Consider the following 20,794-nt stretch of genomic DNA (forward strand, 5'->3'; position numbering starts at 1 on the left):
CTCGTACCCACGGGATTTTTCGTGTGCCCTGCGGCCGGGGGCGGCCAGGACACTCCCTAGATCCGGAGGAAGGCCTCCACCTCGGTGACGAAGGCCACCGGGGTCTCGTGCGGCGGGTAGTGACCGGAGCCCGGGATCGTCACGATCCGGCAGTCCGGGTACGAGGCCTGCCAAGTGTCCCGCATCACATCAGCGGTGATCGCGAGGTCGTACTCCCCGAGGAGGACGAGCACGGGGACGGTGTTGCCCTTCACCGCCGAGGACAGGTCGAGCGGCTGCCAGCTCGCGAGGTAGCCGGCGAAGGCCTCGGGGCTGGAGACGGCCAGCGAGTGGGCGACCATCCCGTCGAGCCAGCGGCGGCTCACGCGGTTGCCGGTGACCAGGTCGAGGATGGTGCGGCGCTTCTCGGGGTCGGTGGCGGCGCCGTGGAAGAGGGCGTGGGTCGCGTCGTCCATCGCGTAGGGCGCGGCCGGGACCGGGGCGAGCCCGATCAGCTTCTCCACCCGCTCGGGGGCGCGGACGAGGACCTGCTGGACCGCCTTGCCGCCCATCGAGTGGCCGAGGAGGGAGAAGGTGTCCCAGCCGAGCTCGTCGGCGAGGTCGAGGACGTCGTCGGCGATCTCGGCCAGGCTGTGGCGGCCGGCGACGTCCCGGCGGTCGCCGTAGCCGCGGTAGTCGAGGAAGACGTAACTGAAGCCCTCCGGGTCCAGGTGGTCCAGTACGGAACCCCAGTTCGCGGAGGTGCCGAACCAGTCGTGCAGCACGATGACGCGGACGGGGCCGGTACCGATCCTGCGGTGGGCGATGGCCATGCGTTCTCCCTCGGTGACGTGGCGAAGAAAACCGACGCCGGAGGTTCTGCCCGCCGGATCTACGATCACACCGTGAAACCGACATCAGCCGTGGAGTGCGTCAGGGTCCGCGACCCGAAGCGGGACGACCGGCCGCACCACCCCGCGTACTACGAGATCGTCGAGCCGGACGAGATCGCCGAGGTGCTCGCCGTGTGGCCCGAGGAGACCCCGCCCCGTGCCGCCCCGCAGGGACCGCGCGACCCTGACATCGAGTACTTGTCCTGCGGCTGCTGGGAGCACGAGGACGGCCCGGGCGCCGATGACCCCCGGATCGTCCAAGTGCCGGGCGGCATAAGCCCGGAACCACTCCGGCGGTTGCTCGACCCGGCCGCCCCGGACGGCATCCCCGCCCGCCACCGTGCCCGGTGGGTGGCCGCGGCCCCCGCGCAGCTGCGCGGCTACGCCGAGGCCATGGCCCGCGGCGAGGAACCGGAGCCGCCGACCGGCGTGTCCCTGGCCACCGCCTTCAGCTGGCAGGGGGCCGCACCGCACGGACGCCTGGATGCGGCGTCGCTCCTCGCCGAGCGGGCCCCGCTGCGGCTGCTCGCGGGGGCGCCCACGGCGGAGCTGGCGTGGGCGGTGCGCAAGACGGACCGGGCCGGCCTGGACGCGGCCGTACGGTTCTTCGCGAGCGAGGAGTTCACCACCCGGCACCCGAAGCGGCGCCGGGTCCCGGACACCGCCCGGGACCTGCTGCTCCGGCACGCCCGCAGCCACCGCCCCGGGGACCTCGCGGTCCTGGAACGGCGGCTGCTGCGTGCACCGGAGGACCGGGTCAGACGGTCTTGATCGCCGGGTCGGAGACGCCGGGCGCGCCCGTCTCCACGTGGCCGGCGAAGCGCCGCAGGAAGGTGGTGTCGGCGTCGGAGACGACCTTCACGTCGTACCAGCGGCCCGAGGCGGCCAGGGCCACCGTGTGGGAGACCGTCGCGCCCGCCGCCACCCTGAGGGTCTGGGCCGCGCCGCCGTAGGTGTTGGTCACCGTGAGGTTGACGGCGGCCGTCCCGGAGTTGGTCAGCGTCAGGGCCAGGTTGCCGGTGGCCGCCACGTGGCGGGCCGTGACCTCGGGGCCGGTCTTCTTCGCCGGGCCCTTCCAGGTGCGCAGGAAGCCGTTCGGGCCCCAGACCGTGAGGTCGATCTGGTTGCCGGTGGAGCTGCTGGTGGACCAGGTGTCCGAGAGGGTCTTGCCCGCCTCGACCGTGTAGGGCCAGGGGCCGTCCGTGCGGTTGCCCGAGGTGCTGTGGAAGTGGGCGCCCAGGGTCGGGCCGGAGGCGAAGGTGAGGGTGAACCTGCCCGTGGAGGTGGTGCGGGCGCCGTCCACGTAGGGGCTGTAGCCGAGCGCTCGGGTCGGCTTGGCGCCGGCTTCCTGCCGGGGCAGGGTGCCGGTGGCCGGCGGGGTCGGGTGGTAGGACGGGTGGCGGTCCTTGTCCGGCGGGACGTACCCGGCCGTGGACGGGAGCGCGGCAGGCGCGGAGTCGGCCCGGGTGAAGTCGAAGGCCGAGGTCAGGTCGCCGCATACGGCACGGCGCCACGGGGAGATGTTGGGCTCCTGCACCCCGAAGCGCTTCTCCATGAAGCGGATGACCGAGGTGTGGTCGAAGGTCTCCGAGCAGACGTAACCGCCCTTGCTCCAGGGGGAGACCACGATCATCGGGACGCGCGGGCCGAGCCCGTACGGTCCGGCGGAGTAGCCTCCGCCACCGGCGTACAGGTCGCCCTTGACGTCGGCCGTGGACAGGCCCCACGCGGAGGAGGCCGGCGGGTACGGCGGGACCACGTGGTCGAAGAAGCCGTCGTTCTCGTCGTAGGTGATGAACAGGGCGGTCTTCGCCCAGACCGCCGGGTTCGCGGTCAGCGCGTCCAGGACCTGCGAGATGTACCAGGCGCCGAAGTTCGTCGGCCAGTTCGAGTGCTCGCTGAACGCCTCGGGGGCGGCGATCCAGGAGACCTGGGGCAGCGTGCCGTTCACCACGTCCGCGCGCAGCCGGTCGAAGTAGCCGTCGCCCGCCTTGACGTTCGTGCCGGTGCGGGCCTTCTCGTACAGGGCGCTGCCGGGCTGGGCATTGCGGTAGGTGTTGAAGTACAGCAGCGAGTTGTCGCCGTAGTTGCCGCGGAAGGCGTCGTTGATCCAGCCCCAGGAACCGGCCGCGTTCAGGCCGTCGCCGATGTCCTGGTAGACCTTCCACGAGACCCCGGCGGACTCCAGCCGCTCCGGGTACGTCTTCCAGCCGTATCCGGCCTCCTGGTTGCCGAGGACGGGGCCGCCGCCCACGCCGTCGTTGCCCGTGTAGCCCGTCCACATGTAGTAGCGGTTCGGGTCCGTGGCGCCGATGAAGGAGCAGTGGTAGGCGTCGCACACCGTGAAGGCGTCGGCGAGGGCGTAGTGGAACGGGATGTCGTTCCGGGTCATGTACGACATGGTCGTGGCCGTCTTGGCCGGGACCCACTTGTCGTACTTGCCGTTGTTGTACGCCTGGTGGCCGCCCGCCCAGTCGTGGTTCAGCCCCTCCAGGAACTGCATCCCGAGGTCCGCCACCTGCGGGTTGAAGGGCAGGATGTCCTTCGTCCCGTTCGACTGGTGGAAGACCGACCTGCCGTTGTCCTGGAGGACCGGCCGCGGGTCGCCGAAGCCCCGCACCCCCTTCATCGCGCCGAAGTAGTGGTCGAAGGACCGGTTCTCCTGCATCAGGACCACGATGTGCTCGATGTCCTGGATCGTTCCGGTGGTGCCCTGCGCCGGGATGGCGGCTGCCCGCGCGATGCTGTCGTTCAGCATCGTGAGGGCGGCGGTGCCACCGGCTATCTGCAGGAACCTGCGGCGATTGAGTTCTGCCATGGGTGACGACCTCTGCGGGTGAGGGGGGAGTCGAGGGGCGCCCCAAGGACAGCGGTCCCGGGGTACCGGCCGGAGATCACTTCGTGACACTGCGCCGTACACCTGGAGAACGGAAAGAGCTCCCGAACCACCTGTGCATCTGCTGAAATGACCTCCCACACACTGCACGGGGGGCGCAGAGCGGATGGCCGGGACCGACTTCGGGCATGCCATCGGGCTGTCCCGCGCGCTCTCCGGCCTGCCGCTGTCGCCGCTGGTGGGAGGGTACGGGGAACTGCGCGCCGCACAACAGACCCTCGGATTACGCCACTTGGGTGATCTCCTGGTCCCGCGCGGTGGCTGCTTACGGGTGCTCGACGGGGTCTTCGGCGTCACCGGGCCCGGCCGGCGACGGCACGTGGGCGCCGCCGCGCTGCGGGCGCTTCGCGGGGAACAGGCGGAGCCGGCCGCGGCCCGGTTACTGGAGCGGCTGGCCGGGATCCAGGAGGCGGACCCCGCGGCCCTGCGCCGGATCCTGCTGTACCAACTCACCCATCTCCTCCAGGACCATCCCCAGGGGCACCTGCCGGCCACCGCGACCGGCCTCGGGGTCGACCGGGCCGAGGCGGCCGCCCTGGTCCACGCGGCCGCCCGGCGGGCCCGGCTGGACGGCGGGCAGCGCGCGGCCGCCGAGGGCCTGCGGGACGACCTGGTGGCGCACCGGATCCGCGCCGCCGCCCGCCGGGCCGCCCTTCTGCCGCCCCCGGACGGGGACCGGCCGCTGGCGGTCCTCCTCGCCGGTCTGGCCGCCCGGGCGGCGGCCGCCGACGCCGAGCTCTCGGTGGCCCGGCGGGCCGAGGAGCAGGGCGATCCGGAGCGGGCCTGCGTCCACTACGAGGAGGCGGCGGCGCTGGCGGGCGACTGCCCGCGCGCGGTGCGCGGGCTGGTCCGCACCTACCGGCCCGACCCCGGGGACCCCGGCCCGCTGGAATCCGCGCTCGTCCCCGGCGGCGTCGAACTGCGGTGGCCGTCCGGCGACTTCGGGGGCACGCGCTGGCGGGTGGTGCGGCTCACCCGCGGGGAGCCGGCCGGCGCCCCGCTCGCCGAGGTGACGGGCCGGCCGGACGGGGGCGTGCTCGTGGACGGCGGCGCCGGCATCGGCGAGGAGGTCCGCCACGTGGCGCTGCCGCTCCGGGCCGACGGCGCCGTCGACGGGCCGCCGCTGATCGGCGCCCCGTTGTCGGTCGCCCCGGCGGTGACGGAGCTGGACGCCGTCGACGGCAACGGCTGGATCGAGGGTTCCTGGTCACCACCGGCGGGCGCGGCCCACTGCGAGGTGACGCTGACCGGGCCCGCGGGACCCGTCCCGGTGCCCCCGGCGGCGCGGGCGGGCCTGCGGGAGACCCTGCGTGCGCAGGGGCTGGCACCCGGCCGGTACGAGCTGGGGGTGCGGGCCCGGTACGCCCCGGCGGGCCGCGCCGACCGCGGGGCGCTCTCCGCGGCCGTGACGGCCGGGGTCACCGTGCACGCCTGGCCGGCGCCCGTGCTGACCCTGACGGCGACGGCCCGGGAGGCGGGCGGCGTGGAGTTCCGCCGGACCGGCGGCGACGGGGCCGACGTACGACTGGTGGAGTGGCCCGCCCCGCCCGCCACCCCCGGCGCCCCCGCCGAGGGCGCCGAACTGACGGCGGCCCAGCTGCCGCCGCCCCTGGAGTGGGCCGGCCCGGGCTGGACCGGCCCGATCTCCATCGGGCGCCCGCCGCCGGGATCGCTCACCACCGTGTCCGCCGTGTCCGTCCTGGGCGGGCGGGCCGTCGCCGGGCCCTGCGTACAGGTCGAGGCCCCCCTGCCGGTGACCGGCCTTGCGCTCCGGCGCACCGCGCCCGACCTGGTCGAGGTCACCTTCGACTGGCCCGGAGCCGCCGGCACCGTCACCGCCTCCGTCGTCCAGGACGGGCGGCGCACCGACTTCGCCGTGGCCCGCAGCGTGTTCCTGCGCGAGGGGCTCCGCCTGCCGGTCACCCCGGCCGCGCTGTCCGTCGAGGCCCACGCCGCACCGCGCAGCGCCCGGTCCGTGCTCGCCGCCCCCGGGGGCGACGCGCGGGCCGAACTGCCCGCCGACGTGGCCATCGCCTACGAACTGGTTCCGGGCGCCCGGCGCGGCCTGCGCCGCGGGCCCGCCGTCCTGCGGGTGACCGTACGGGCACCGGGCGGCGCACCCGGCCCGGAGCTCCCCGGATTCGTCCTCGTGGCCCGGGGGGACGGCGGCCGCAACCCGCAGCGTCCGGGCGGCCCGGGCGCCGGAACGGCCGTGTGCCGGGTGACCGGAGCCGAACTCGCGGCCGCGGCCGCGGGCACCGGGACGGGCACGGGCACGGTGGAGCGCCCGATCGACACCGCCGTCGCGCCCGGCCGACCGTACGCCCTTCGTGGTTTCCTCCTCGGCGGCGCCGCCGCCTCCGTCCGGCTCGAAGAGCCTCCTCTCCTCTCCCTGGTGGTCCGCTGACATGACCTCCGTCGTCTGCCCCTACTGCTTCGACCGGTCCCCGGCGGCCCGGCTGCCCTACCGCTGCCTGATGTCCGCCACGGGCGTGCGCGGCGCCAAGCCCTGCACGGCCGAACTCGACACCATATGGGCCGATTTCATGGGGCAGAGCGTGCCTCCCGCGCTGAAGATGCGCGGCCCGGTCTTCACCGCCCCCCGCGGCCTCGGCCGGCGCCTCGCCCCGGGCGGGGGCGGATCGCGCGCGGACTGCCCGGCCTGCGGCGGGTCCACCCCGGTGCGGGTGTGCCTGCGCTGCCACAGCGACTTCCCGAGCGACTACTGCGACCAGGACACCCGGATCATCGCCCTGCTCGGCCCCAAGGCCTCCGGCAAGAGCACCTACGTCTCGGTCCTCCTCAACGAGCTGCGCGGCAGGGTGGGCCGGGCGTACGGGGCCTCGGTGACCGCGATGGGCGGCGAGACCCAGCGCCGGGACCGGGAGCTGGCCGAGGACCTCTACGACCGGCTGCGGCTGCCGGGGGCCACCAGGCCGGCGGCCCTGGGCTTCAACGACCCGCTGCTGTACCGGCTGAGCCTGCCGCTGCGGCGGCGGCTGCGCGGGGACGGCAGCCGGCACACCGCGCTGGTGTTCTTCGACGCGGCGGGCGAGGACCTCGGCAGCGCCGAGGCCATGGACCGCTACACGCACTACCTGGCCGCCGCCGACGGGATCATCCTGCTCGTGGACCCGCTGCAGATGCGGGCGGTGCGCGACCGGCTGCCGGTGGACGACGGGCCGCCGCTGCCGGTCGTCGAGACCCCGCCGCAGCAGATCGCCGCCGACCTCGCGGCGCAGCTGCGGGCCCGCGGCCGGGGCTCCTCGCGCGGCCGGGTCACGACCCCGGTGGCGGTGGCCGTGACCAAGACGGACTCGCTGACGCCCCTGCTGGAGCCGCATTCGCCGCTGCTGCGCAATGCCGACCACTCGGCCGGCGCGCTGGACGAGGAGGACCGGCTGGCGGTGCACGAGGAGATGCGCTCGCTCCTCGACGGCTGGGACTCGGGGGCACTGCTGCGGCAGTTGGAGCGGGACTTCGCGCAGCTGTCGCTGTTCGGGCTCTCGGCGCTGGGCTCGCCGCCGCCCGCGCACGCGCCGGCCGACGCCCCGAAATCGGGTCCGCGGCCGCTGCGCGTGGAGGATCCGCTGCTGTGGCTGCTGGGGCTGGGCGGGCTGCTGCCGCGCACCGGTGGCGCCGCCGGCACGGGCGGCCGTACCGGCTCGGAGGGGAACTCATGAATCTGGCCCAACTGCACTACACCTCGGCGCCGCCCGGCCCGGACGGCTCCGGCTTCCGGTTCACCGCCGTCAGCCCCGGGGTGCCCGCCGCCCTGCTGCGCGAGGCGGAACAGCTGATCGGCTACGAGCCGCCCCGGGAGGCGCCGCCGCGCCCGGGGCCGCAGGAGCTGGCCGGCTTCCCGCAGGCGCTCAGCCTGAGCGTGCTGGCCGACGGCAGCCGGCTGCTGGCGCGTTCGGTGTACACGGGCGCCGACTACAGCGGCCGCTGGGGCAACTTCCACGCCCACGCGGTGCACCTGCCGCAGCCCGCCGGATCCGGCCCGGCCGTGGGCGAGCTGCCGATCACCGCCTGGGGCTCGCCGCAGTGGGCCGCCGCCACCCCGGCGGACGGCGCTCCCGCGCTGGCCGCGGTGCCGGCGCCGGGCCGCCTCGACCGGGCCGCGCTGGCCTCCTTCGTTGCCGCCCGCGGGCCCTGGCTGGCCGGGTTCTTCGCCGACGTGCGCCGGCTCGGGGAGGACACGGACGCCCCGCAGATCGTGCTCGTGGAGGCGGACAGCGAGGCCGTGGCCCGCTGGATCATGCTCGCGTGCAGTGTGCTGCCCCACCAGCGGGGCCAGTGGCTCACCTTCACCACCTACACCCGGCGGCCGCAGCTCGCCCGGCAGCAGATCATCGGCGTGATGCCCGAGGACGGGCTCGGCCTCGCCGGGCAGGAGCACCGCTACCGGGTGTACGACGCCACGCGCTCGGCCGCCCCCGCCGGCGGGGCGCCGGACGTGTGGGCGGACACCGCCGCCAGGGTCTGGCAGGCACAGCGGCAGGAACTGGTCGCCGAGGTCCGGCGGCTGGCCGCCAAACCGTACGAGGCGGGCCCGCTGGCCGCGCTCGCCCTGACCGCGGGAGTCGCCCTGCCCTCCGCAGGCCGGACCGCGGCCGCCGACTGGGCGGCCGCGCACCGGGACGCCCTGGACGACGTACGGCTGCACGCGCTGGCCGCTGCCCTGGGCCACCCGGCCGCGGACCGGGACCCGGCGGAGGTCGCGGCTGCCGGGCGGCTGCTCGCGGCCCTGGACGGCTGGGCCCCGCCCGCGGTGTGCGAGCCGCTGGTGGCCCTGACCCTGACCGAGGCGGTACGGACCGGCGCGCCGCCCCCGGACCTGCCCACCGCGGGCGTCCTGGGCGCGGCCGTCCGGAGCCGCCTCGCGGCGGAACTGGAACCGGGGCTGCGGGCGGCGCTCGGCGGCCCCGCGGCCGAACCCTCCCATCCTGCCGGGCTGTTGCGGGTGGCCTCGGTGCTCGGGGTGGACGTGAGCGACCTGCTGCCGGGCGTGGCACGGCAGTTGGCGCAGGCGCTGCTCACCGATCCGGAGCGGGCCCACGGAGCGGGTGTGCGGGCCGCGCTGGCCGAACTGCCCGGGCTGCGCGCCCTCGTGCTCGACCGGCTGGACTCGCTCGCGGCGGGCGATCCGGCCGCGGGACGGCGGCTGTTCGAGGGGACCACGCTGCGGCTGACCGCGGCCGACGCCCGGCCGCACCTGCGGATGTGCGCCGAGGCGGCGGCGGTGGGCACGGCCGCCACGGAACGGGTCGGCGCGCTGAACGCCCTGCTGGCCCGCTCGGGCGTCTCGCTGTACGCGGAGCCGCTAGTGCTGCGGACCGCGATGCGGCTGGTGTGGGACGGGGAGCCGCCGGGGGCGGGCGAGGCCGGGCTGGTGCTCGTGGCGACCGGGGCGCAGGTCCACCGGGAGGCCGGGACCTGGGAGTTGCTCGTGCAGGCCGCGGTGCGGGCCCCGGCCGGGGACACCGAGGCGGCGGAGCTGGCTCCGGAGGTCCTCGGACAGTTCCAGGAGGAGATCCCGGCCCGGCTGCGGCCGTCGCTGCTGCTGCTGGAACTGGCCCGCAACCTGCGGACGGGCGCGGCGGGCGGCGGCTGGGTCCGCCAGGCGCTGGACCTGCGGTCGCTGGATCCGGAGCCGGGCCCGCGCGACCACGCGTACGCGGTCCTGTGCGCGCGGCTTCTCGCCGGGGACCGCCCGGACAGCGAACTGCGGGCGCTGATCGAGAGCAACGACACGGAGCTGCTGGCCGCGTACCGGCTGGCGGCGCGCCGGACGGAGGTCCGCGACCGGCTGCGGCTGGATCCGGACTACGTCGCGGACTGCTTCACGGTGTGGTCCTCCCAGCCGCAGGCCGGGCCGGTCTGGCAGGAGGCGCGCACCGACCTGCTCGACGGGGTGCTGCGGCCGGCCGTACGGAGCCTGGCGCCGGCGCAGCTGGCCGAGGTGGAGCAGTCGCTGGCCGGGCTGGGCGGCCGCTGGGCGGACGAGTTCCGCGGCTGGCAGCGGCCGGGCGCCTTCGGCCGCCTGCGCGAGCGCTTCGCGGGGCGCCGCTCCGGCGACGGCCAGGGGGCCCGCGGGCAGGGGTCCGGTGGACACGGGGGCGGCGCTCATCGGGGCGGCGGACATGGGGGCTGATGCGGTGGATCCGGAGCTGATCGCCAAGGTCCTCGGCACCCTCACCGGGGCGATCGGGGTCGCCGTGTGTCTCGGGTACGGGCTGTGGCGGTTCCTGGCGCTGGCCCTGTCGGCCGCCTGGGCCGCCTTCCGGACGCAGCCGCCGGGCGGCACCGACCGGCGCATCACCCCCTACACCGGCCCCGAACCGGCCCGGCCGGCCTACTGGGCCGGGCAGATGTGGCGCGACGCCGCCTTCGCGGGCCAGGCCGCCGCCCTGACCGTCTGGTTCCTGCTGACCCGGCACTGGCTGGGCGAGGTGGTGCGCCGCCGCCTGATGCGCGGCCGGAACGGGCAGACCGGCGAGCTCGCCGAGAACGGCTTCGGCCGGCTCCTGCTGCGCCTGCTGGCTCCCGGTACGGCGCTGGCCGCGGTGCTGTCCGCGCTGCTCGCCTCGGTCCTGCTGGCCGGCGTCGCGCTGTTCTTCGCGCTGCAGCTCGGGCTGGTCGCGCTCGCCGCCCTGGCGGCCGTCGCGGCCGGGCGGACGGCGGAGCGGCTCTGGAAGCTGGCCCTGGGCATCCGGATGAAGTGCCCGTACCCGGGCTGCTACCGGCCGTTCCCGCTGGCCGTCCACCTCTGCCCGCAGTGCGGCGCCGCCCACCGCGAGCTGCGGCCCGGCGGGTTCGGCGCCCTGCGGCACGTCTGCCGCTGCGGCAAGGGCCTGCCGAGCACCCTCGTGACCGGGCGGCGGCGGCTCACCGCCCGCTGCCCCTACTGCGACCGGGGCCTGCCGCCGGCCGTCGGTACCACCCGGGTCGTGCACGTGCCGCTGATCGGGGGCACCTCCGCCGGGAAGACCATGCTGCTGGCGGCCGTGCTCGACGGGCTGCGGTCCTGGTCGCACGAGTCCGGGCTGACGGTCGAGTACGCCTCCCCCGACGACCTCCGCGAGGCCAACACGCTGGGCCTGGAGCTGAACCGGACGGGGTGGGCCCTCAAGACCCAGGGCGGGCAGCCGCGCGCCCTGATGCTGCTGGTCGGGCACGGCCGCCGGCGCCGGCTGCTCTACCTGTACGACCCGATGGGAGAGTCCCTCCGGGACGCGGACACGACCCGCGCCCAGGGCTACCTCGCGCACGCCGACGGAGTCCTGCTGGTCACCGATGTGCTCGCCTCCCCCGTCGTACGCCGTTCCCTGGACGCGGCCGACACCGAGCGGGCCGAGGCCGCCCGGCCGGCCGACCTCGGCCCGGTGGAGACGTACGCGGGGTTCACCGGCGAGCTGCAGGGGCTCGGCGGGCGCCGTGAGCGCCTGCCCGTGGCCACAGTGGTGACCAAGCGGGACGTGCTGGACCAACTGGCCTCGCTGCCCCGGCCGACGGAGCCGGTCGAGGCGTGGCTGGCCGGGATCGGGCTGGACGAGCTGGTCCGCGCCCTGGGACATGACTTCGCGGCGGCCCGGTACTGGGTGATCAGCGCCCGCGCCGCGACCGGGGCCGGCGCCCTGGACACCGAGCAGCGGCGGGCGGCGGAGCCGGTGCTGTGGCTGCTGTCCCGGACCGGGCTGCGCGTCGGGCGGCTCGCACAGGGCCGCCGGGACGGACAGGACACCCGGGCCGGCGGGGCCGGTCGGGACCGGGCGGCCGCGCAGGCCGCGCACACCGGGGAAGGGAGCAACACCCCATGATGACACCGCAGATCGCTCGGGGCCGACGGTTGATGATGGCCCTGTTCGTGTCGGCGGTCGTGATGACGGCTGCCGCCGCCGTGGCGGCGCTGGTGCGGTACATCCCGCAATGGACCGGAAGTTGAAGGAGACACACGGTGAGTGACATCCCCGGCGGGCCGATGGCGAACCGGCCCGTCCATTTCATCTGGCTGCTCGACTGCTCGTACTCGATGCAGGGCGAGAAGATCGGCCAGCTCAACTACGCGATCAGAGAAGCCGTCCCGGAGATGCTCTCCGTCGCACAGGACAACCCGGCGGCCCAACTGCTGCTGCGTACGCTGACGTTCTCCACGACGGCCCGCTGGCACCACAAGGACCCGGTACCGGTCGAGCAGTTCACCTGGCAGGACGTGCAGGTGGACGGCATGACCAACCTCGGTGAGGCCCTCCAGCTCGCGGCGCGCGAACTGGACACCCCGCCGATGCCGCAGCGGGCCCTGAAGCCGGTGCTGGCGCTGGTCTCCGACGGCGTGCCGACGGACGACTGGAAGGCGGGGCTGCGGGCGGTGGACGCGACCCCCTGGGGCCGCAAGGCGGTCCGGGTGGCGATCGCGATCGGCGCGGACGCCGACCGCAGCGTGCTCCAGGACTTCCTGGGCAATCCCGAGCTCCAGCCGCTGGACGCGAACAGCCCCAAGCAGCTGGCGGCGGCGATCCGCTGGGCCTCGACGGCTGCCGTGAAGGCGGCCTCCCAGCCCGTGGCGGGCTTCGCGGACGCGACCGTGAAGCAGCCGCCGTACGCCCCTCCGGTACTCGACGACGATGACGACGTGTGGTGAGCGAGCCCGTGCGGACCCATGGACCGCTGCCGCTCTGGGACATGCTCCAGGGCAGCATCCAGGGCGTGAACAAGGCGCGCAACCAGGACCACTACGACGCGGTGGGGCTCGGCACCTCCGCACAGCCGTTGATCATGGCCGTGGCCGACGGCCACGGATCGGCGGCGCACGCGCTCAGCCATCTGGGGTCCCGGTTCGCCGTGGACCTGTTCGTCCAGCAGGCCCGGCTGTTCGCCACCCTCGCCGAGCCCCGGGGCGAGACCCGGCCGCCCACCCTGGCCTGGCTGATGAACTACGCCCAGTACACCCTGCCGCGCCAGCTGGTCAACGCCTGGCAGGAGAAGGCGCTCGGACACTGGGAGCGGACCAGATCGCACCGGGAGCCCGGCCTGTCCCCGGTGGACCGGCTGGTGCTGTACGGGAGCACGCTCGTCGGCGCCGTGCTGACCCCCCGGGTCTTCGCGGCCTGGCAGCTCGGCGACGGCGAGCTGACCGTGGTGACCGACGACGGGCAGGTGACCGCGCCGCTCGCGCCGGACGAGGCCGATCTGGGCGACGAGACGGAATCCCTGTGCTCTCCGCAGGCCTGGCTGCGGGTGCGTACGCACTGGGCGCCGGTGACCGCCCCCGCGCGGGCGCCGCGGCTGGTCTCGCTCTCCACCGACGGGCTGTCCAAGAGCTTCGCCTCGGACGCGGGCTTCCGGCAGTTCATGTCCGGCCTGGACGACCGGCTGTCGGTGGAGGGCGCGGAGTGCGTCCGGGCCGTCCTGCCGGAGTGGCTGACCAAGGCCTCGCAGCACTCCGGGGACGACACCACCCTGGTGGCGGCCTGGCACACCGCGACCGCCCCGGCCGACCCCACCGCCCCGCCCGGCGCCGCGGACCCTGCGGACCCGGCCGTGCTGCCGGAACCGGCCGCCTTCACCGACCCGGCCGCCGCCTTCGACCCGGCCGACATGACAGACCCGTACAGGAGTGACGAATGAGCGGCATGCTCGACAGCGGTACCCGGCTGACGGCCGACAGCGGTCTGGGCGTCGAGGTCTTCGACCTGCTCGGCGCCGGCGGTCAGGGGGAGGTCTACCGGGTGCGCACCCCGGCCGGCGACCAGGCCCTCAAGTGGTACTACCCGCCGTGCGCGACGCCCGAGCAGGAGGACATCGTCCGCCAGCTCGTGGACCGCGGCTTCGACGACGACCGCTTCCTGTGGCCGCGGGACTTCGTGGCCGACGGCCGCGGTGGTTTCGGCTACCTGATGGACATCCGCCCGGACCGGTTCAAGGGCCTGCCGATGCTCTTCCGCCGCAAGCTGCGGACCACGATCCGCGCACTGCTCACCGCCTGCCTCTACACGGTCGAGGCGTACCAGGCGCTCCACTCCCGCGGGATCGCCTACCGGGACATCTCCTGGGGGAACCTGCTCTTCGACCCGGTCACCGGCGAGGTGCTGGTCTGCGACAACGACAACGCGGTCGTCGAGGGGGACAGCACCGGCATCTCGGGGACCATGGCGTTCATGGCGCCCGAGCTGGTGCGCGGCGAGCCCGGGGTCTCCCCCGGCACCCAGAGCGATCTGCACTCCCTGTCGGTGCTGCTGTTCATGTTGCTGATGAACCATCATCCGCTGATGGGGAAGCGCGAGTTGGACATCCGATGCTTCGACGAGGCCGCCGAGCGCAGGCTGTACGGGAAGGATCCGCTGTTCCTCTTCGACCCGCAGGACCGGTCCAACGCCCCCGATCCCGTGGAACACGCGACGGTGCTGGCCACGTGGGCGGTGGCGCCCGCCTCCCTGCGCGACCTGTTCACGAGGAACTTCACCCGGGGCCTGCACGACCCGGCGGCCCGGGTGCGGGAGTCGCAGTGGCGGGACGCCCTGCGGGCGGTCCTCGACGCCGTGGTGGACTGCGCCCACTGCGGGAAGCAGAACATGACCGAGCCTCGGGCCACCACGGCCGGCACCTGCTGGAGCTGCCGGAACGCGCTGGTGCTGCCGCCCCGGCTGGTACTGACCACGCCGCCGCCGCGCACCGAGCACCACATCCTGCTGCACCGGTCCTCGCGGGTGCAGGCGCACCACCTGGCGCCGGAGCCGGCCCGGCACGACTACGGCGACGGCACGCTGGTGGCGCAGCTCACCGAACACCCGCAGCGGCCGGGGAAGTTCGGGCTGGCCAACCGCTCCGGGGCGGCGTGGACGGGCACCCGCGCGGACGGCAGCACGCAGGAGATCGGCCCGGGGCAGACCGTGCCGCTGCGTTCGGGGCTGGAGCTGGACTTCGGGGGTGCGCGGGCCGTCGTACGGGCGAAGTGAGACGGCCGGGGCGCGGCCCGGAAGGGGCGGTCCCGGCCGTCCGGGACCGCCCGGACCGACGCGCCGACCGGGCCAGCCGGGTCAGCCCAGCAGCCGGCTGATCTCCTGGGCGAGGGCGAGCCCGGTGCTGCCCGCCCCCAGTCCGAGGGTGATGGTCTCCAACGACCGCCGGATCAGACCCGGTTCGGCGGCGCGCCCCTCGCGGCCGGCCCGGTCCAGCTCCCCCTGCAGGGTCTGCGCCGCGTCGAGCCGGTCCTGACCGGCGCCCTGCGCCCGGAGCCACTGGGCGAGTTCGGCGGCGAGGCGCAGGGTCTGGGCGGCGCCGTCCTGCTGCCCGATGTTGACGGTGCCGTGGTCCCCGATGTTGTTGGTGCCGGAGACGTTCCCGTGGAAGTTGTAGGTGCTCACGCGTACTCCTCGCGCTCGTTCAGGGCTGCCCGGTCGGCTTCCCCGATGCCTGTGCCTGACCGGCCTGGTTGACGGTGCCGTTCGCGCCGATGTTGCTGCCGTGAATGTTGCCCTGGAAGGTGTAGGTGTGGGTGTTGATGACCTGCTGCGCCTGCTCGTAGGAGCTGGTGTCGACGTTGTGGTCCTTCAGGAACCGTTCGGTCGCTATCAGCACGCCCTGCTGGAGCCGCTGGAGGAAGTCCTGGGAGTCCGTCCGCTCGGAGAAGCCCAGCTGGTCCCAGTCGGCGACCCGCTCGCGCAGGCTGTCCACGGCTCCGTAGTCGAAGCGCAGGTGCCGCCGGTCGATCTCGCGGCGCCACTTCTCCAGCCCGCGGGCCCGCGCGCGCCGGGCGGAGGCCCTCCGGGAGAGCCGCCCCGGGGCGCCGACCAGCGCCGACGCCGTGGTGGCGGTGGCGAAGGAGAAGAGGCTCCACCAGCGTTCCCAGCCGTCCAGGGGCAGCTGGTGCACCCGGTAGAAGCGCGGCTGGAGCGGAGGGATCCCGTACGCCGCCACCTCCCAGGTGAGACTGGGGTGCTGGAGCCTGGCCCGCAGGTGCATGGACACGATGACGCGGCCGCCCTCGCCGGTCCGCTCCAGGCTGAGATAGGTGCGCATGCCGGCGCCGGACTGCACCACCCCGGCCTGCACCAGCTGCTTGGGGATCCGGGCGCGCGGGCGGCGCAGTTTGTCGGGGAGCAGGTCGGGCCCGACGTAGGAGACGTGGTCCCCTATCACGTAGAGCCGGTTGGAGGCCCGCAGGCCCTTCAGTCCGGCGATGTGCTCCATCTCGCGGGCGATGAAGCTGTGCAGGTCGACTGCGTCGAAGGGCTTGATGGTCAGCTTTCCGCTGCCGGCCGGATCGTCGGCGGGCCGGCTGACGTCGATGGGCTGCCAGACCATTTCCTTGATCTTCGAGCCGCTGCCGACGAACGGGTTGGTGCGCTCGGCGTCCGCCGTGTACGGAACCACGTTGGCCCGCTTCTGCTCCAGCAGCCGGCCCTCCACCTCCGCCCCGACGTCCGGGGCCAGGTCCTTGGGCCGCTCGGCGCCGTGCTCGATGCGGAGCGCCGCCGTGCGGGCCGCGTTCTCCGCCCGGCGGACCAGCTCCCAGGCGGTCGCGTACGCGAGGACGAGGGTGGCGGCGGCTCCGAGGGCGAGTCCGGGCAGGTCCGCGACCAGCCCGTACAGCGCGGCCGGTACCGCAGCCCACACGCCGACGGCGCAGAGCCAGGAGAGGCGCCGGTCCCGCAGGTCGATCCGCCGGACGGAGGCCCGGGCGTGCCGGGCCAGGGCCACCAGGTCGATGCCGAGCGAGAGCCCGGTGGCGCGCAGCCGGTCCTCGGTGAGCTCCACGTCCACGTCACGGGCGAAGCCCTCTTGCAGGTGCGCCCCGGCGCACAGCAGCCGGGTCACCGCGTCGTCCCGGTACTGCGCCAGCACCGGTAACCGGCGTGCTGCCATGTCTCGTCCTCCCCCGTGGCTCCCAAGGCACTGCGCTCTCACCCTATGTAAACGGGCCCTGCCTGTCCCGGTGTTGGCCGGTACGGGCCGGGGCGCGGGCCGCGTACTCAGGCCGCCTGTGCGGCCGGCGGCGCCGAACTGAGCATCCGTACTCAGGCTGCGGGCGCACCCGGCTTGCCATCGTGTGGGCATGTTCATTCAGCCGTGTGATCCGCTGCCGCGCGCCGGGATAACCGCCGTCGGCAGCCTGCTGCCCGAGGAGGCGCTGTCCTCGGACGCCCTTCAGCGGGAGGTGGAGCGCCGCAGTGGCCTGACGCTGCCGCCGAGGCTGCTGACACAGGCCACCGGGATCGTCTCCCGCCGCGTCGCGGGCGAGGGCGTGTACGCCTCCACGCTCGCGGTGGGCGCCGCCCGCCGGGCCCTGGCGGCCGCGGGGCTCGGCCCGCTCGACGTGGACCTGCTGCTCTTCGCGTCCGCCTCCCGCGACCTGGTCGAGCCGGCCACCGCGCACATCGTGCAGGCGGAGCTGGGCTCGCGGGCCCACGCCCTGGACGTCACCAACGCCTGCAACAGCTTCGTCAACGGGATCGACCTCGCCCGCTCCATGATCCTCGCCGGGCGGGCCCGCCGGGCCCTGGTGGTCACCGGTGAGACGCCGAGCCGGGCGGTGCGCCGGGACCCGGCCGACCTCGCGGAGCTGCGCGACGGCTTCGCCGGCTACACCTTCGGCGACGCGGGCGCGGCCGTCGTCGTGGAGGCCGTGGAGCGCGGCGGGATCATCGACGTGGACACCGAGACCCACTCGGAGCACTGGGAGGTCGGGGGCATCCCGGGCGGCGGGTCACGGCACCCGCGCGGGGACGCGTACACCTACTTCCGCGGCGACGGGCACGAACTGCGCGGCGTCTTCGAGAAGGTGGGCACCGCCGTCATCGACCGGACGCTGCACCGGACGGGGATGGACTGGGACGGCTTCGCCCGGGTGCTGGTGCACCAGGTGACGGTGCCGTACCTGGAGCGGTTCGCGGAACTGACCGGGGTGCCCGCCGGGAAGCTGGTGGTGACGGTGCCCGAGCTCGGCAATGTCGCGAGCGCGAGCATCGGGCTCCAGCTGGACCGGGTCTTCGGGGAACTGACGCCGGGGGAAAGGGTGTTGTTCGTGGGCCTGGGCGGCGGCATCAGCATCATGACGATGGTCTGGGAGAAGTCGTGAGCCGCATGTGGGTCGTGGTGCCCGCGCACGAGGAGGAGGCCCGGCTGGCGGACACCCTGCGGGCGCTCGCCGCGCAGCGCGACCGGGACTTCACCCTGCTGGTCGTCGACAACGCCTCGACGGACGGCACGGGGGCGATCGCCCGGGAGTTCGCGGCCGGCGCGCCCTTCCCGGTGGAGGTGATCGTGGAGCCGGAGAAGGGGGTCGGTTCCGCCGTGGACACCGGCTTCCGGTACGCGATCGGCCGGGGCGCGGCCCTGCTCGCCCGGACGGACGCCGACTGCCTGCCCCGGCCGGGCTGGAGCGGAGCGGCGCGGAGCGCGCTCACCCGCAGCCCCGGGCTGGTGTGCGGGCGGATCGTGGCCCGCCGCGACGAGCACGGCCCGCTGGGCCGGGCCGGGTTCGGCGCGCTGGTGGCCCTCGCCGCGCTCTTCGGCCGGCTGCGGCCCGCGCACGCCCGCAGGGGCGGCTACCGGGCGCCGTACCGCATGCACGCCGGGAACAACATGGCCATCACCGCCGAGCTGTACCTGGCCGTCGGCGGGATGCCCCGGCGTCCCTCGCCGACCGACCGGCTCTTCCTCAACGCCGTACGCCGCCACACCGACCGGATCGTGCGGTGCCGGGAGATGGTCGTGGAGAACTCGACGCGGCGCCTGCGGGCCTACGGGATCGCCGGCACCGCCCGCTGGTACCTCGACCAGGGCAGCGGCACGCACGGAACGGACGACCCCCGCTGATGCTGGACCGCCTTGACCACGCACTGCGCAGCCGCCCCGAGCGGCCCGCCGTGCTCACCGCCACCCGCACCGGCGCGCCCCGGGTGCGCGCCACCCGCGGCGAACTCGGCGAGCTGTCCGACGCGTTCGCCGCGGCCCTGCACGCGCGCGGGCTGCGCGCCGGGGACACCGTCGGCGTCGCCGTACGCCCCGGCCCGCGCGCCCTGGCCGTGCTGCTCGCGCTGTGGCGGCTCGGACTGCGCGGGGCCGTACTGGACCCGGGCGCCGGACCCGACGTGCTGCGGGCCCGGCTCGCGCTGGCCCGGCCCTCGCTGGTGCTGGCCGACGCGGCCGCGCAGGCGGTGGCGGGCTGGGCCCGGCCGCTGGCCCGCCGGGTCCGGCTCGCCCTGCCGGAGCTGGCCGCTTTGGGGCCGGTGGCCACGGTCGGGCCGCGGCTGCCGGGCTGCGCGCCCGCGCTGGACCCGGGCGCGCCGCGCCGCGGTGTGCCCGCGCCCGGGGCCGACCTGGACGGGGACGCCGACGCGGTGATCGTGTTCACCTCCGGGACCACCTCCCGGCCGCGGGCCGTCGTGCACACCCGGGCGAGCCTGGCCGCCGGAATGGCCACGGTCTCCACCCTCTTCGACGCGCGCGGGGACCGGCCGGTGCTCGGCGGCACCTTCTTCGTGCTCGTCCCCGCGCTGACGCGCGGCGCCCCCGTCGCCCTCCCGGCGGGCAACGCGCGGGTGCTGGCGCGGCAGCTGCACCGGCTGCGGCCGCAGGACACCTATCTGACCCCACCCCGGCTGCGGGACGCGCTGGGCGCGGACGCCCGCTTCCACGGCCGGGTGTGGACGGGCTCGGCCCCGGCCGGCGCCGGACTGCTGGAACGCGTACGCGCGGCGGGCGCCGCCGAGGCCTGGGGCGTGTACGCGCTCACGGAGCTGTTCCCGGCCGCCGCGGTCGAGGCGCGCGAGAAGTCCGCCTTCGAGGAGGCCGGGGAGCCCGGGGACCTGGTCGGGGCGCCGCTGCCGGGCGTGCTCGCCGAGCCCGACGAGAGCGGGCAGCTGCTGCTGTCCGGTCCCGCGGCCCGCCACCGCTACCTCGGGGAGGAGCCCGACGCGTGGGTGCGTACGGGCGACCGGGCCCGGCTGGACGGCGCGGGCCGCATCGTCCTCGAAGGCAGGAGCAAGGACATGGTGCTGCGCCGGGCGGAGAACATCTACCCCGGGCTGTACGAGCCCGCCCTGCACGTGCCGGGCGTGGAGCTGGCCGTGCTCGTCGGGATCCCGGCGGGCGAGGGCGACGAACGGCTCGTCGCCGTCGTGCAGCCGCAGCGCGGCGCGGACGAACGGGCCGTGCGCGCGGCACTGGCGGAGCCGGTCCGGCGGATGGGCACGGCCCGGCCCGACGCGCTGCTCCTCGCCCGGATCCCGCTGTCGGGGCGCTCGCGCAAACCGGACCGGGCGGCGACGGCCGCGCTGGCGGCGCGACGCCTGGGCCCGGCGCGATGACGGCCCCTGCCGCCGGTCCGGAGCCGCGGTACCGGTACCGGTACGGGCCGGGTCCGGGGGGCGCGCGCCCGGAGCCTTCCCCGGGCCTTCGCCCGGCCCGCCGATTCCACGGAGGTACATCCCGATGAGCACCACGTCCAGCGCCGGGGCGCGCCGCCGCGACCGCCGGGTCTACCTGCGCAGCCATCCCCTCCTGTTCGGGCTGCTCGCCGCCACCCGCGGGCGTCCCGTGCGCCGGCTCGGCCGGACCGTGCTGGTGCACGACCCGGAGGCCTACCGGGAGGCACTGACCCGGCTGCCGCTCGACCGGACGGCGGCCGGTACGACGGGGGCCGCCGCGCGCGCCGCCCTGCAGGGCGGCGGGGGCGTGCTGTTCGACCAGGAGGGCGGCGGGCACCGGGCGGACCGGCGCGGCCTCGCGGGCGGGCTGGGCACGGCCGGGGTGGAGGAACTCCGGGCCGGCTGGCAGCCGTTGCTCGAACGCCGGCTCGCGCCGCTGGAGCGGGGCGGGGAGGTGGACCTCGTCGCGCTCGCACAGGAGCTCTCCGGCTCGGTGGTGTGCGCCCTGTCGGGCTCCGGCGCCGATCCGCGGGCGGTCGCGGGGGGCGCCCCCCCCCGCCCGCCCGCCCCCCGCCCCACACACCACCCCGGGGCGCCCCCCCCCCCCCCCCCCCGCCCCCCCCCCCCCCCCCCCCACCCCCCCCCCCCCCGGC

General features: G+C 75.5%; 16 protein-coding genes and 1 pseudogene. 13 read left to right on the forward strand and 4 right to left on the reverse strand.

Going from position 1 to position 20,794, the window contains the following annotated elements:
* Window positions 1-56 precede the first annotated feature (56 nt).
* Window positions 57-812, reverse strand: coding sequence for an alpha/beta fold hydrolase (locus tag ACWGE1_RS20500; protein ID WP_453421912.1), 756 nt, complete (start codon window positions 810-812; stop codon window positions 57-59).
* Between the two features lie 72 nt (window positions 813-884).
* On the opposite strand from ACWGE1_RS20500, the gene ACWGE1_RS20505 reads away from it, so the two are divergent.
* Window positions 885-1,643 carry a hypothetical protein gene (locus ACWGE1_RS20505; RefSeq protein ID WP_453421913.1) on the forward strand — a complete coding sequence of 253 codons (759 nt, stop codon included), beginning with the start codon at window positions 885-887 and terminating at the stop codon, window positions 1,641-1,643.
* Here the strand turns inward: ACWGE1_RS20505 and ACWGE1_RS20510 are convergent.
* On the reverse strand, window positions 1,630-3,690 hold the full coding sequence (locus ACWGE1_RS20510; RefSeq protein ID WP_453421914.1) for a phosphocholine-specific phospholipase C: 2,061 nt from the start codon (window positions 3,688-3,690) through the stop codon (window positions 1,630-1,632). The two genes, ACWGE1_RS20505 and ACWGE1_RS20510, sit on opposite strands and share 14 nt — an antisense overlap.
* A gap of 184 nt (window positions 3,691-3,874) precedes the next feature.
* Here ACWGE1_RS20510 and ACWGE1_RS20515 point away from each other — a divergent pair, with 184 nt between their 5' ends.
* From ACWGE1_RS20515 to ACWGE1_RS20550, 8 genes are read left to right on the forward strand one after another with little or no spacing between them, the layout of a single operon-like run.
* Window positions 3,875-6,175 carry a hypothetical protein gene (locus ACWGE1_RS20515; RefSeq protein ID WP_453421915.1) on the forward strand — a complete coding sequence of 767 codons (2,301 nt, stop codon included), beginning with the start codon at window positions 3,875-3,877 and terminating at the stop codon, window positions 6,173-6,175.
* Between the two features lies 1 nt (window position 6,176).
* Entirely contained in the window at window positions 6,177-7,451 is a 1,275-nt protein-coding gene (locus tag ACWGE1_RS20520) for a TRAFAC clade GTPase domain-containing protein (protein WP_453421916.1), read from the forward strand.
* The gene (locus tag ACWGE1_RS20525) at window positions 7,448-9,925 is read left to right on the forward strand and encodes a GTPase-associated protein 1-related protein (protein ID WP_453421917.1); all 2,478 of its coding nucleotides are present in this window, start codon (window positions 7,448-7,450) and stop codon (window positions 9,923-9,925) included. The genes ACWGE1_RS20520 and ACWGE1_RS20525 overlap by 4 nt, the downstream gene beginning before the upstream one ends.
* Window positions 9,915-11,591, forward strand: a complete 1,677-nt coding sequence (locus ACWGE1_RS20530; RefSeq protein ID WP_453421918.1) for a TRAFAC clade GTPase domain-containing protein — start codon at window positions 9,915-9,917, stop codon at window positions 11,589-11,591. Before ACWGE1_RS20525 ends, ACWGE1_RS20530 begins: the two co-directional genes overlap by 11 nt.
* Window positions 11,588-11,716, forward strand: a complete 129-nt coding sequence (locus ACWGE1_RS20535; RefSeq protein WP_453421919.1) for a hypothetical protein — start codon at window positions 11,588-11,590, stop codon at window positions 11,714-11,716. The genes ACWGE1_RS20530 and ACWGE1_RS20535 overlap by 4 nt, the downstream gene beginning before the upstream one ends.
* A 36-nt stretch (window positions 11,717-11,752) precedes the next feature.
* Window positions 11,753-12,412, forward strand: a complete 660-nt coding sequence (locus ACWGE1_RS20540; RefSeq protein WP_453421927.1) for a vWA domain-containing protein — start codon at window positions 11,753-11,755, stop codon at window positions 12,410-12,412.
* Entirely contained in the window at window positions 12,409-13,398 is a 990-nt protein-coding gene (locus ACWGE1_RS20545) for a PP2C family serine/threonine-protein phosphatase (RefSeq protein WP_453421920.1), read from the forward strand. Before ACWGE1_RS20540 ends, ACWGE1_RS20545 begins: the two co-directional genes overlap by 4 nt.
* Entirely contained in the window at window positions 13,395-14,726 is a 1,332-nt protein-coding gene (locus ACWGE1_RS20550; protein ID WP_453421921.1) for a protein kinase domain-containing protein, read from the forward strand. The genes ACWGE1_RS20545 and ACWGE1_RS20550 overlap by 4 nt, the downstream gene beginning before the upstream one ends.
* An 81-nt stretch (window positions 14,727-14,807) precedes the next feature.
* Here ACWGE1_RS20550 and ACWGE1_RS20555 read toward each other — a convergent pair whose 3' ends face one another.
* Both ACWGE1_RS20555 and ACWGE1_RS20560 read right to left on the reverse strand, forming a co-directional pair.
* Window positions 14,808-15,134 carry a hypothetical protein gene (locus tag ACWGE1_RS20555; RefSeq protein ID WP_453421922.1) on the reverse strand — a complete coding sequence of 109 codons (327 nt, stop codon included), beginning with the start codon at window positions 15,132-15,134 and terminating at the stop codon, window positions 14,808-14,810.
* A 19-nt stretch (window positions 15,135-15,153) separates the two neighbouring features.
* Window positions 15,154-16,635 carry a hypothetical protein gene (locus ACWGE1_RS20560; RefSeq protein WP_453421923.1) on the reverse strand — a complete coding sequence of 494 codons (1,482 nt, stop codon included), beginning with the start codon at window positions 16,633-16,635 and terminating at the stop codon, window positions 15,154-15,156.
* Window positions 16,636-16,825: 190 nt separating this feature from the next.
* On the opposite strand from ACWGE1_RS20560, the gene ACWGE1_RS20565 reads away from it, so the two are divergent.
* The 4 genes and pseudogenes from ACWGE1_RS20565 to ACWGE1_RS20580 all read left to right on the forward strand — a co-directional run.
* The gene (locus tag ACWGE1_RS20565) at window positions 16,826-17,848 is read left to right on the forward strand and encodes a 3-oxoacyl-ACP synthase III family protein (protein ID WP_453421924.1); all 1,023 of its coding nucleotides are present in this window, start codon (window positions 16,826-16,828) and stop codon (window positions 17,846-17,848) included.
* 5 nt (window positions 17,849-17,853) lie between these two features.
* The gene (locus ACWGE1_RS20570) at window positions 17,854-18,588 is read left to right on the forward strand and encodes a glycosyltransferase family A protein (protein ID WP_453421928.1); all 735 of its coding nucleotides are present in this window, start codon (window positions 17,854-17,856) and stop codon (window positions 18,586-18,588) included.
* Window positions 18,588-20,081, forward strand: a complete 1,494-nt coding sequence (locus ACWGE1_RS20575) for a class I adenylate-forming enzyme family protein (protein WP_453421925.1) — start codon at window positions 18,588-18,590, stop codon at window positions 20,079-20,081. Before ACWGE1_RS20570 ends, ACWGE1_RS20575 begins: the two co-directional genes overlap by 1 nt.
* A gap of 124 nt (window positions 20,082-20,205) precedes the next feature.
* A pseudogene (locus ACWGE1_RS20580) lies at window positions 20,206-20,794 on the forward strand (cytochrome P450); the annotation flags it as partial.

Source organism: Streptomyces sp. NPDC054932 (genome assembly GCF_053610205.1).